The 12,974-nt window shown below is 60.6% G+C and carries 9 protein-coding genes; 4 read left to right on the top strand and 5 right to left on the bottom strand.

What is annotated here, in order from left to right; translation table 11 throughout:
• Positions 1–5 precede the first annotated feature (5 nt).
• On the bottom strand, positions 6–2,276 hold the full coding sequence (locus tag KGA98_RS08360) for a PAS domain-containing sensor histidine kinase (protein ID WP_223502034.1): 2,271 nt from the start codon (positions 2,274–2,276) through the stop codon (positions 6–8).
• A gap of 230 nt (positions 2,277–2,506) precedes the next feature.
• Between KGA98_RS08360 and KGA98_RS08355 the strand changes: the two genes are divergently transcribed.
• The 4 genes from KGA98_RS08355 (at position 2,507) to KGA98_RS08340 (ending at position 8,146) form a co-directional block, all read left to right on the top strand.
• Positions 2,507–4,129 (top strand): acyl-CoA synthetase, encoded by a 1,623-nt coding sequence (locus KGA98_RS08355; RefSeq protein ID WP_150813940.1) that lies wholly within the window; start codon positions 2,507–2,509, stop codon positions 4,127–4,129.
• A 118-nt stretch (positions 4,130–4,247) separates the two neighbouring features.
• Positions 4,248–6,020, top strand: a complete 1,773-nt coding sequence (locus KGA98_RS08350; protein ID WP_223502033.1) for an acyl-CoA dehydrogenase C-terminal domain-containing protein — start codon at positions 4,248–4,250, stop codon at positions 6,018–6,020.
• An 86-nt stretch (positions 6,021–6,106) separates the two neighbouring features.
• On the top strand, positions 6,107–7,063 hold the full coding sequence (locus tag KGA98_RS08345; RefSeq protein ID WP_090456048.1) for a LysR family transcriptional regulator: 957 nt from the start codon (positions 6,107–6,109) through the stop codon (positions 7,061–7,063).
• 54 nt (positions 7,064–7,117) lie between these two features.
• Positions 7,118–8,146, top strand: coding sequence for an AraC family transcriptional regulator (locus KGA98_RS08340; RefSeq protein ID WP_223502032.1), 1,029 nt, complete (start codon positions 7,118–7,120; stop codon positions 8,144–8,146).
• Between the two features lie 67 nt (positions 8,147–8,213).
• On the opposite strand, the gene KGA98_RS08335 is transcribed toward KGA98_RS08340, so the two are convergent.
• From KGA98_RS08335 to KGA98_RS08320, 4 genes are all read right to left on the bottom strand, one after another.
• Positions 8,214–9,137: a transporter gene (locus KGA98_RS08335; protein WP_223502031.1), complete on the bottom strand. Its 924-nt coding sequence runs from the start codon at positions 9,135–9,137 to the stop codon at positions 8,214–8,216.
• Positions 9,138–9,244: 107 nt separating this feature from the next.
• Positions 9,245–10,429, bottom strand: coding sequence for a serine hydrolase domain-containing protein (locus KGA98_RS08330; RefSeq protein WP_223502030.1), 1,185 nt, complete (start codon positions 10,427–10,429; stop codon positions 9,245–9,247).
• A 178-nt stretch (positions 10,430–10,607) separates the two neighbouring features.
• A complete protein-coding gene (locus KGA98_RS08325; protein WP_223502029.1) occupies positions 10,608–11,288 on the bottom strand; it encodes a TetR/AcrR family transcriptional regulator in 681 nt (226 codons plus the stop codon).
• Positions 11,285–12,913, bottom strand: a complete 1,629-nt coding sequence (locus KGA98_RS08320) for a methyl-accepting chemotaxis protein (RefSeq protein ID WP_223502028.1) — start codon at positions 12,911–12,913, stop codon at positions 11,285–11,287. Before KGA98_RS08320 ends, KGA98_RS08325 begins: the two co-directional genes overlap by 4 nt.
• Between the last annotated feature and the right edge of the window lie 61 nt (positions 12,914–12,974).

Raw genomic sequence — 12,974 nt, 5'->3', positions numbered from 1 at the left:
GATTCCTATTGTTGTTTTGTTGGGCCGGCAAGCGGCAAGCGGCAACACATCAGCAGCCCGACAGGCTGGCGCCGGGCATTCAATTCGCCACCGAAACCTTCGATGATGCTGCGGCTCATGGACAGACCGAGCCCCAGGCCATCGGCCTTGCTGGTGTAAAACGGGGTAAATATCTGTTCCAGTTCCGGCTCGCTGACGCCCGGCCCCTGGTCTCGCACACTGATTTCCACGCAGGCGCCACTGCCATGCTCCACGGCCATCACGATCACAGAGGGTTGCCCGGGATGTTGCTCACGGTTGGCATCGATGGCATTGCGCAACAAATTGAGCAGCACCTGTTCCAGCAACACGCGGTCGGCATAAACGGGGGGCAGATTATCCGGCAGTCGATCCTCGATTGTCACTTGGCAATTACTCGCCTCCCAGGCACACAAACGCACGGCTTCGCGGGCGACGTCGGTCAAGTTCAGCGCCTGCATGCGACGCTGTCCCTTGCGCAAAAAGGAGCGTAACCGTCGGATCACTTCGGAGGCGTGGGTGGCGTGATGGGTAATGCGTTCCAGGCCCTGGGTCACTCTGGCAGCGGCCTGGGGATTGGAATCCAGCGTTTGCAGGTAGCGCTGGCTTGCATTCGCATAGTTGACCACGGCAGCCAGCGGCTGGTTGATTTCGTGAGCGATCCCCGAGGCCAGTTCACCGAGAGTGACCAGCCGTGCGGTGTGTGCCAGTTCGTCCTGATGACGGCGCTGTTGCACTTCCCGCAGCTCGCGCTCGGTCATGTCGCGCGCGACCAATGAGTAATAACGCTCACCGCCGGCGGAACGGTGCGCCAGCAGTACCAGCGACACCGGCACCGATGTGCCCCCGCCCGGTGGTTGCAAACGCGCATCGGTGCTCCAGACACCGTCGCGCTCGGCGCGCCTCCAGCCATCGCGTTGCAGGCGCGCAAGGTCGCCGCTTGCGAACAACGCGGCCAGGGCCGGCATGGGTTGTTGCTCATCAATCCCGAGGATGCGTCGCGCGGCTGGATTGAGGTAAGTGACCTGGCCCTCGGGAGCGATGAACAACACCGGGTCAATGTTGGCCTCGACCACTTCGGCCAGGCGTCGCTTGTTCTCCTCGGCCTGCACCCGGGCCGTGATGTCCCGGGATATGCTGACGATTTCGACCACCGCCCCGGTGTAGGTTTCGCGGATCGCCCGGCTGGCGGTTTCGAACCACAGGTAATGGCCGTCGCGATGGCGAATGCGATAGGTCATGGTGTGATAGCCATCCTGCTCCAGCGCATCGCGCGCGCGCTGCACCAGAGCGGCCAGGTCCTGGCTATGAAACAGGCCTTGGGCCATTTGCCCGCGCAACTCTTCGGGCCAGTAACCGAGCAGGGTCCAGGACGCCGGTGATGCATCGATAACGCGACCTTCGGGGGTGTGACGGGATATCAGGTCAGTCGTGTTTTCGATGATCAGCCGGTACAGCCGTCGTGCGGTGGCCGCTTCACGCTCCGCCAGCACTTGCGCCGTGGCGTCACGGCAACGGGCGAGCACTCGGTTGTCCTGGGGATCGGGAATGAACGTCCAGATCAGGATCTGCGTTTCAAACTGAGCCTCGACACCTTCGACGGCGCGTTGCTGATCCAGGCAGGCACGCACCAGCACCCGATGATTGACCGGTAAAAAGCCCAACACATCGGTCAGTGACTTCTCGGCGAGCAGCGCCATCAGTGCCGCGTTGAACTCCAGCGGTCGACCTTGCGCATCGAGCAACAGGCTCGGTTGCGGATCGTGACCCAACAGTGGCGAACCACGCAGCAGGCCGTTGACGCTGCTCAGCAGCGTCGTCAGCAAATCCTGCACCCAGCCCAGCCAATCGAGACTCACGCCCTCGCGCACTTCCACCAGCAACAAGCCCGGCTGCCCCGGCTGCAAGGCCAGATCAAATACCTGGCCATGGCTGATCGCGGCCCGGCGCAACCGGCCGGACAACCAGCAATCGAGTTGACGGACTTGAGCCAGGTCCAGGCGGCCTGCCTCGACCAGATGCTCGAAGAGCAACTGGTCGCTGGCCAGCGCCGGGTCGCCAAGTCCCGGCGGCAAATGCTGAGCGGCGCCCTCATGGCTGTAGATCCGCGCATTGGGCTGCCAGCTCAGGTAAACCGCCCGCTGCACCTCAGGGCAATCCTGCAGCGCCCGACACAGCGCATCGGCCCGGGTGGCCAGAGACACACCCTCGCGCTGCAGGCGCAACCAACTGTGCAATCGAACGGGCGTCAGGGTCATTGCGGGTCCACTTTCTCAGGGAAACCAAGCATATACCAGCCTTGGAGCGTTGGCGGCATTGATTCGGACTTAATAGAAATAGATATAGTAATAATACTATACGACGTAGGTTCTACTTCCATATCAATGACGCAGTGTTATATAAAGTCATCCGGACTTTGAAGGTGACTGCGGCGACTACGCTGCAAGGTCAACCATAGAGCTAACAATCAGCCATCGAGTACCCGCACATGTCTATCTATGACCAAGGCCTAGGCCCTTCGGCTGTCAACCACATTGCCTTGTCTCCGCTGAGTTTCATCGAGCGCACCGCCAGCACTTATCCCGATCACCTCGCCGTCATCCACGGTTCGATTCGCCGCACCTGGGCGCAGACCTACACCCGTTGCCGACGCCTGGCCTCGGCGCTGGCCGGTCGCGGTATCGGCAAGGACGACACGGTGGCGGTGATGCTGCCCAACATTCCCGAGATGCTTGAAGTGCATTTCGGTGTGCCGATGATCGGCGCCGTGCTCAACCCGCTCAACGTGCGCCTCGATGCCGAGGCGATCGCATTCATGCTGCAGCATGGCGAAGCCAGGGTGTTGATTACCGACCGCGAGTTCCATGATGTGATCCAGGCGGCGCTTGGCATGCTGGATCACCCGCCTTTGGTGATCGACGTCAATGACCCGGAATACGGTGAAGGTCAGGCCGCGAGCGACCTTGACTACGAAGCGCTGTTGGCCGAAGGCGACCCGGCATTCGACTGGCAATGGCCGGGCGACGAGTGGCAGGCCATTTCGCTGAATTACACTTCAGGCACCACCGGCAACCCCAAGGGCGTGGTCTACCACCATCGCGGCGCTTACCTGAGCGCATTGGGCAACCAGATGACCTGGGCCATAGGCAACCATCCGGTGTACCTCTGGACCCTGCCGATGTTCCATTGCAATGGCTGGTGCTATCCATGGACCATCACTGCCCTGGCGGGTGTGCACGTTTTCCTGCGCCGGGTCGATCCACAGAAAATCCTCACGCTGATCCGCGAGCATCAGGTCACTCACCTGTGCGGTGCGCCGATTGTGCTCAATGCACTGGTGAACATGCCCGAATCAGCGAAAGCGGCCATCGATCACCCGGTCAATGCCTTGGTCGCGGGCGCTGCGCCACCGGCCAAAGTCATCGGTGCCGTCGAAGAGATGGGCATCAAGGTCACCCATGTGTTTGGCCTGACCGAAACCTATGGCCCGGTGACGGTCTGCGCCTGGCACGCCGAATGGGATGAGTTTTCCCTGGAGGAGAGGGCGCAGATCAAGTCGCGACAGGGCGTGCGCTACCCGACGCTGGAAGGCTTGATGGTCGGCGATAGCACAACGCTGGAGCCAACCCCGCGTGACGGCCAGACGATCGGTGAGATCTTCATTCGCGGTAACACCGTCATGAAGGGCTACCTGAAGAACCCGAGCGCCACTGCCGAAGCGTTCGAAGGCGGCTGGTTCCACACCGGTGACCTGGCCGTCTGGCATCCTGACGGTTACGTCGAAATCAAGGACCGGCTCAAGGACATCATCATCTCGGGCGGCGAGAACATTTCCACCATCGAGCTTGAAGGGGTGCTCTATCGCCACCCGGGTGTGATGGAAGCAGCCGTGGTCGCCCGTCCCGATGAGAAATGGGGCGAAACACCCTGCGCCTTCGTCACCTTGAAGGCTGATCACCAGGACGTTCGCGAGGCTGACATCATCAGTTTCTGTCGTGAGCATCTGGCCGGATTCAAAGTACCGCGCACAGTGATCTTCACGCTCCTGCCAAAGACTTCCACAGGCAAGATCCAGAAGTATGTGTTGCGTGAGCGGGCCAAGGCGCTCTGACCCGATCTGACATTGCATCCATCTGGCAGCAGGTGTTTGACCTGCTGCTGCGGGTTCGTGCAGGCCGAATTCGGCTGTGCCCTGCCCATGACACAACCGTGCCAACGAGGTTTACGTTATGCCCGAATTCAAAGTCCCACTGCGCGACATGCGCTTTGTGCTGCACGAAGTGTTCGATGCTCCGGCCATGTGGGCGCGCCTGCCGGCCTTGACCGACAGCATCGACACCGATACGGCAGACGCCATTCTCGAGGAGGCGGCCAAAGTCACCTCGCACCTGATTGCGCCCCTCAATCGCAGTGGTGACGAAGAAGGCGCGCAGTGGCACGAGGGCCGGGTCACCACCCCCATCGGTTTCAAACAGGCTTACGCAACCTACATCGAAGGCGGTTGGGTGGGACTGTCCGGCAACCCCGGGTTTGGTGGCATGGGCATGCCGAAAATGCTGGCCGTGCAGTTCGAAGAGATGCTCTACGGCGCCAACTCAAGTTTTGCGCTGTATTCCGCATTGAGTTCCGGTGCCTGCCTGGCGCTGGACGCCCACGCCAGCGACGCCCTGAAAAACCTCTATCTGCCGCCGATGTATGAAGGCCGCTGGGCCGGCTCCATGTGCCTCACCGAGGCCCATGCCGGTACCGACCTGGGGCTGATCCGCACCCGCGCCGAACCTCAGGCTGACGGCAGCTACAGGATCACCGGCAGCAAGATTTTCATCACCGGGGGCGATCAGGACCTGACTGAAAACATCGTTCATCTGGTACTGGCCAAACTGCCGGACGCCCCTGCTGGCCCGAAGGGCATTTCGCTGTTTGTCGTACCTAAAGTCCTGGTCAATGCCGACGGTTCCCTCGGCGCGGCCAACGCCGTGAGTTGCGGTTCGATCGAACACAAGATGGGCATCAAGGCCTCGGCCACCTGCGTGATGAACTTCGACGGCGCCAGTGGCTGGCTGGTCGGTGAAGAGAACAAAGGCTTGGCGGCGATGTTCACCATGATGAATTACGAACGCCTGTCGATTGGCATTCAGGGCATCGGCTGCGCCGAGGCGTCCTACCAGAGCGCCCTCACCTATGCTCGCGAACGCGTTCAAGGTCGGGCACCCACCGGTGCCTTGGCCCCGGACAAACCGGCCGACCCGATCATCGCTCACCCGGATGTGCGGCGCATGCTGCTGGGCATGAAAGCCATGACCGAAGGCGGTCGCGCATTCGCCTGCTATGTCGGGCAACAGCTGGATCTGTCGAAGTTTTCCGACGATGCCAGCGAGCGCGATTGCGCGCAGATCCTGGTTGCGCTGCTGACGCCAGTGGCCAAGGCGTTTTTTACCGACACCGGCCTGGAAAGCTGCATCAACGGCCAGCAGGTTTTCGGCGGCCATGGCTACATCCGCGAATGGGGCCAGGAGCAATTGGTCCGTGATGTGCGCATTGCACAGATCTACGAAGGCACCAATGGCATCCAGGCATTGGACCTGCTCGGACGCAAAGTGCTGGCCAACGATGGCGTCGCGCTACGCCTGTTCGCTCGGGAAGTCCGCCACTTCGCGCTGCACCACGAAAGCGCGTATGGCAGCGAACTGCTGAAGGCCCTGGAACGCCTGGAGGGCCTCAGCAACTGGCTGCTGGAGCGGGCCAAAGCCAACGCTAACGAAGTCGGCGCAGCCTCCGTGGAGTACCTGCACCTGTTCGGCTATGTCGCTTACGCCTACATGTGGTCGCGCATGGCCGCCGTGGCCCGGTCCAGACTTGACCGGGACCCGCCGTTCTACGCTGCCAAACTGGCCACCGCCGAGTTCTACTTCGCCCGCCTGCTGCCACGGACGCTGAGCCTGGAAGCCAGCATCCGCGCCGGCAGTGCGCCCCTGTACGGCCTTGCTGACGAACAGTTCTGACGATTGAGCGTTGCGCGGCGCCTTGCCACTCCCCGGGCCCGCGCTTTTTATTCACTGGCCCTCTCAAAGTACGGCAGGAAAGCCTGATGAATATGCAAACAAGTACAACGCAAGGTCACTTGAACTGGGACGACATGCGCTTCTTTCTCGAGGTCGCTCGTGCCCGCACCGCCAGCGGTGCAGCCCGCCGCCTGGGGGTGGACTACACCACGGTAGCGCGACGCATCCGCGCCCTGGAGCAGAGCCTGGGCGCCATGTTGTTCGAGAAATCGCGAACCGCAGGCTTCGTGCTGACCGTGGAGGGGCAGCGCCTGGTCTGCCACGCCGAAACCCTGGAAAGTACACTGCTGGTAGCCTGCGAGCAGGTTTTCGGCACCACCGGAGGGCTTGCCGGGCACCTGCGCATCGGCTGTACCGAAGCCTTCGGGTCCTGTTTCATCGCCGCACAGATGAGCCACTTCCTCGAGCACTACCCGAATATCTCGGCGGATATTTTGCCGGTCCCGCACTTCGTCAACCTGTCACGGCGCGAGGCGGACATCGCCATCACCCTGGAGCGGCCCGAGCGCGGTCCGTACGTGTGCTCGCGGCTGTGCGATTACCGCCTGCGTGTGTATGCGACGCCGGAGTACCTGGCCAGTCATCCGCCGATTGGCTGTCGCGAGGATCTGGCCGGTCACCCGTTCGTGACCTACGTCGATGATCTGGCCTTCAGCTTCAAGCTGCTCTACCTGAACGACCTGATGCTCGGCGCGCGCAGCCGCCTGCGCAGCACCAGCGTGGTCGCCCAGTACCATGCGGCTCTGGAAGGGCGCGCGCTGGCGATCCTGCCTTGCTTCCTCGCCGGTCCCGACCCGCGCCTGTGCGAGGTGCTGCCGGATCAGGTGGAGGTCACGCGACAGTTCTGGATGTACTACTGTGAGGACCTGCGCAACCTCAAGAGGATTACCCTGGTGGCCGACTACCTGCGCACTTGCGCGAAGCTCAATCGTCCGCTGCTGATGGGCGAGTCACACCAGATGGTCTACCCGCCGTTGCTCTGAGTTGCAGGTCTGGGCATCGATTGGACCCTAAAAAAATAAAAATCAGGTGTCTCTATGCTTCTTGAACATGCGTTGTTAACCGATGCCAGCGGCAAGCCGATTCACCAGCATCACAAAAGTTTTTCAACCGAGTGGGATGAAATCAGCGACTGGTCGGATCGCATGTACATGCCCTACCGTGTGGTACCCAAAGGGCAGGCCATCAAGCCGCACGCCACCATGCATTCGTCCAGGATTGGCGAGTTGACGCTGACTCGTTTTGCCTATGGCGTGCCGGTGAGCGTCGATGAATTTTCGCCCGAAGCGGGGAATGCGCTACTGCTCACCACTATTCGCGGCAATGCCCGGCACTGGACCCGGCGTTCCGTCACTGAGGATACGGCAATGGGTGAATCATTCGTTGCCGATTGCAGTCGTGTCGATTACCGGATCGACCTCGACCCTGATCACCTGCAACTGAATCTGACCATTCCTCATGCCGTATTGGAGCGGATGGCGCTGCAGTGGTTTGGGTTCGTGCCCGATGATCAGTTCTGGAGACACAAGTGCGTCATCGGCGGAGTCGGATCAAGCTGGCTGAGTTTGCTGGAGTACACGGTTCGTTGTATTGCCGAAGCTCCCGCACACATGGCTGAAGGACGTATGGGTACTCACCTGGAGCAAAGTCTTTGCGTTCATATGCTGCAAGAATGGGCTGGCCGCGCCGGGCGGGCAGGGCTTGATTTGAATAGTCCACTGAACCGGATTGCACCCCGTTATGTCAGGGCTGCCGAAGAGTTCATGAGTGCCAATGCTGCGAGCCTGCCGACGATGGGTGAGATTGCCAGTGCGGTAGGGACCAGTGTGCGGACATTGAGTGGTGCCTTCGCGCGTTTTCGCGGCATGACGCCCGGTGCGTTCCTGCGTGAGCAGCGATTGCAGGGGGCGCACCGCGATCTGCTGGCGGCGGACCCGCAATCGGGAACCACCGTTTCGGCCATCGCCTTTCGCTGGGGTTATCTGAACCTGGGTGAATTTGCGGGGATCTATCGCAAGCGTTTCAGTGAATTACCCTCCCAGACCTTGCAGCGCCGGCTGCGCTAGCGATTCGAGGCGCTACGAGGGTACCGAGAGCGGTGTCCATCCCGCTCTCGGTGCCATTCACTGTGGGTCAGAACACCCACAACAGCCTTAGGTTAACCCGCTGGTTTTCCTTGAAGCCGTTGTCGACCGAGACGTCCTGGCCGTAGTTGAGCAGGGCCTGGAAGGAGGGGGTTATCCAGTATGACGAGCCGACACGGTATTTGCTGGTGTCGGGTTCATCGTTCTGATCCTGACCGTCAATGCGCGTCTCACCACCCCAGAGTCGAGACGCACCGACATGCACCGAAAGCTTTGGTGTCACGGCGTACCTCAGGTAGGTCTGGGTTTGCCACTGCGGCGTCTGGCGCAACGTCAGGTCTTGACTCGTGAGATCGTCATTTTTGCCAAAGAAGGTCACATCCGCGGTGAGGTCCAGGGAAAGTTTTTCGGTGAGACCGGTCACATAGCCTGTCTGCAATGTCATCTTCCAATGGTTTTCGCCAAGGTTGAGTGCATCGTTGCGGTCATAGTTTCCGGTCGGCACGTACAGGTAGGGTGCAATACCCCAGTAACGATTTTTCGCCGGGTCATTCACGAGCCATAGAGTGGACGCCAGAATCAGATCGCCCATGCCACTGGTTTGTCCCAGCGAGTCGTTATCGCGTGTTCCTTCCAGGCGACCGAAGGGCAGCAGGAACTGTGTATTGATCGTGTAGTCGCCCAACTGCTGGTAATGCGCGGCGCGCAGTATGCCGATATCCGAGTCGAGCCCCGCTTTGATCGCAACCTTGTGACCATCACTGTAAAGCGACCGCCGCTGCGCATGCTGCAGGTAAAGCAAACCGATATTGCTGCCGGCTGGAAGCGCAGCGGTGTATTCGCCGGCGTCCACATCGATGGCCTGGGCGTTGCCCGCCAGAATCGCCAGCACGAGGCCGGCACCGATCGTTGAAGTGTCAAGTGCGCGCACCAGGGGCCGAACGCGCGCAGGGGTACGTGTGGAGATCTCCATGAGTCACCTGTTTTGTTTTTGTTGGTTTTTGGAGAGGAATTTTTTTGTGCAGCATCGCCTGGAGCCCCGGGGGGCTCTCATGCGATCTGCATCGAATCAGTGCCGGGTCAGCGGGTCAGATAGCGGTAGGCCGCCGTTTCGAAATCCAGATAGGCATTGACCGAAACGGAATCGGCGAACGGCAATATCTGGGTGGCCCAAAAACCGCCGATGCCGTTCTTGCGGTCGATCCAATAGAAAAGATTGGCCAATCCGGCCCACGCCAAAGAACCCGCAGGGCGACCGGTGGGGGCGTCTTGATCGTTGATCATGAAACTCATCGCCCACGACTTGGGCATGCCCGGGAAGAACTCTGCGGTATTGGTGAGACTGGTGATAACGCCGGGGAGGGCTTTTACTTTCAGGTTTTCGAGACCATTTTTTTCAGCGAAACGAATCGTTTCCGGTTTGAGAATCCGTCCGTGATCCCCCTGCCCATCGTTAAGCCAGGCACGGATAAACTGACAGTAATCCTTCACGGTCGAATACAGGCCATGGCCTCCCATGTGCACTTCGGGAGCCTGTGGCAGGATGAAATCCTCAAGTGCGCAAAGCGATCCATCCTCTGCGCGTTGGTGCATGCTGGCTCGCCGCTGGAGCATCGACGGGGTCATGGTAAAGGCGGTATCGGTCATGCCCAGCGGCTCGAAAATACGCTGCTGCATGACTTCACCCAGACGCTTGCCGGTAATGGCCTCGACCACCAGGCCGGCCCAATCCATGTTGGAGCCGTATTCCCACTGTTCACCAGGCTCAAACAGCAAGGGTGTTTGAAGCGCCGCCAACGACCCGCTGATGATGCTGGGTTGTCCTTGTTCCTGGGCTAGTCGGTTGTAGTTTTCGTTGAAGAACTCATAACCCAGACCTGCCGTATGAAGCAGAAGCATTCGAGTGGTGATGTGTTTTCTGGGGGCGCGAAGGCGAGGCGTTCCGTCGCTATCAAACCCCTCGAGCACCTTCAGTTCGCCGATCATCGGCACATAGTGCCTGGCAGGCGCATCGAGATCCAGTCGGCCCTCTTCGAACAACTGCAGCACCGCCGTGGCGGTTATCGCTTTGGTCGTGGAAAACATGGCGAAAACGCTGTCGGTCGTCATGGCAGGGGCTTGACCGAGCGTCCGTTGACCTGACGCACCCTCATAGACCAGACCGTCACGCCCGACTATTGCCGCGACTACGCCTGGGACGCGCTGCGATCCAGCCGTGGCAGCATCGAGCAAGTGGTTGAGTGATGATGTAAAACCTGGATTCATTATTTTTATTCTCCTTACACCCGACCCATAGCCCGCTGGGCTGGAGCTTATGGTGGGGTGTGCAGTGGCAGGACTGATTGGCCCGACGTGAAGCGATGAACATCGGGGCCAGTGGAGAGTAAGAAAATAAAATCCGAGGGTTTGTCGGCTGCCGGCAGAGGGTGTCGGAATCAGGTACTTATTTAAGTGCCAGGGAGGAGGGCGATGCGTGAACGACTGCCGCCTCAGTTGCCCGCAATGCACCCTGCAGGGTACTCATCACCATCTCATGCAGCAGCTTGCGGCGTGCTCCAATGCCGGCCTTGGGCTGCCCAACCCAGGCCGGTAGTTGATTGAGCAAGGACACGATGCCGCTTACGGTCGCGCGCCGGGTGACGCTAGCCGGTTTACCGGTGAGTTGGTCTATGGTCTCCACCAGATGCTGCTCGTAGCGTCGGCGCAGGGTCAGAATCGAGGCTTGCTGTTCGCAGCTCAAACAATGGAGGTCGTACTCAGCCAAGCGGAAATGCGCGGCCATGCGCTCGTGGAGCCGCAGGTGCGCCTCAAGCAGGCCGTGCAGTCGTACAGTGGGGGCGGATTTGCGACGGGTCACCAGGCTGGCGCCGTCAAGCAACGCTTCGTAGAGCTCCTCGATCAGTTCAAACAGCAGTTCCTCTTTGCTATCGATGTGGTTGTAGAGGGAGCCGGCGGTGATCCCCAGGCAAGTGGCCAGGTCGCGCATGCTGACTCGGCTGAAACCATGCCTGGCGAACAGCTCGACAGCCTTGTGCCGGGTTTCCAGGTAACGCGTGTTGCGTTCTTCGTCGACAGGCATGGCAAAAAGGGTTTTGGAGGGCTGCATGTGACTCATCGACCTCATACGCGAAACTGTCCCAATAGCCGATTGAGCTGACCCGCAAGTTGGCCCAGTTCCTGGCTCGCCTCGTTGGACCGGTCTGCTGCCTGTGCACTTTCGTGGGCCAGGGAGGCTGCGCGGGTCACGTTCTGATTGATGTCTTCGACCACGTGTGACTGCTCCAGGGTGGCGCTGGCGATCGAGGCGTTCAGTTCAGTGACATTGCGCAGTGCGCCGAGTACGTGGTGCAGACTTTCAGCCGTTTGGTGGGCCTGTTCCACGGTTTGTCGAGCGGCTTGGCTGCTGGCATTGATGACATCTACTGCAGCTTGCGAGTTGCCGTGCAGGCGTTCGATCATGTCCTGGATTTGCGCGGTGGACTGCTGGGTGCGCTGGGCCAGCAGGCGCACTTCGTCTGCTACCACAGCGAAGCCGCGACCCTGTTCGCCAGCGCGCGCCGCCTCGATGGCGGCGTTCAGCGCGAGCAGATTGGTCTGCTCGGCGATGGCGCGGATCACTTCCAGCACGCTGCCGATCTGGGTGCTTTCCCGGGCCAGGCTCTGGATCACCTCGACGGCCTGGCCGATGGTATCGGACAACTGGTCGATCTGGAGCAGGCTGATGTCGATGTTGTGCTGGCCCCGACGTGCCTGTTCTTCGGCCTGGCGAACTTCGTTGGCAGCGTGCTCGGCGTTCTTCGCCACTTCCTGCACGGCGTAGGAGACCTCGTGGATGGCGGCGGCCACCAGTTCCATCTGCTGCGATTGCTGCTGGCTGTGGTTGTGGCTATCGGCGGCGATTTCGCCGAGCGACTTCGAAGCCTGGTCCAGGCTGTCAGCGGACTGTATGGACTGACCGATCACGCCGCGCAGCTTGTTGGTGAACACGTTGAAATGGCCGCTCAAGTCTGTCAGTTCATCGCGCCAGCGGTTATCCAGATTGCGGGTCAGGTCGGCTTCGCCGCTGGCGATGTTCTCCATCGCATCGACCACCCGCGCCAGTGGCGAGGCGATACTGCGGGCAATCAGCAGGATCAGCGCACTGAGCAGCAGGGTGATCGTCAGCAATATGACGCAGGCCTGAATCAGCTGGCGGCGGAACTCGACTTGCACGTCGTCTATGTAGATCCCCGAGCCGACAATCCAGCCCCAGGGCTTGAACAATTCGACGTAGGAAACCTTTTCCACTGGCGCGTCGGAACCCGGCTTGGGCCAGCGGTAGTGAACCAGGCCGGCGCCATCGCGTTTGGCCGTGGCGACCATTTCGTCGAACAGCGCCTTGCCGTCCGGATCGAGTGTACCGGCCATGCGCTTGCCCTCGAGCCCGGCGTTGGGGTGCATGACCATTCGCGTGTCGAGGTCTTCGAGCCAGAAGTAATCCTCGCGGTCGTAGCGCAAGTCGCGCATGACCGCGATGGCCTGCTGCTGCGCCTGCTCACGACTGAGGCCCTGGCCTTCCAGGCTTTGGAAGTGACGCAGGATGCCGCTGGCGGTCTCGACCACGTGACGGGTTTTCAGCGCCTTGGCGGTGTAAAGGTCGTTATAGCTCTGCTTGAGCATCAGGCCGGCGAGTATCAGCAGCATCAGGATGGATGTCAGCAAAATCAGCCACAGACGGCGGCTAATGGAAATATTGCGCAAGCCGGGCATGGGCAGCTCCACAAGGGGCAAGACAGGGAAAAGCCGGACGCGGCAGTCGCGTCCGGCTGGA

It is taken from the genome of Pseudomonas sp. BF-R-24 (genome assembly GCF_019947335.1).
Classification (GTDB): domain Bacteria; phylum Pseudomonadota; class Gammaproteobacteria; order Pseudomonadales; family Pseudomonadaceae; genus Aquipseudomonas; species Aquipseudomonas jessenii.
This window is presented reverse-complemented; position numbering and strand designations above follow the sequence as displayed.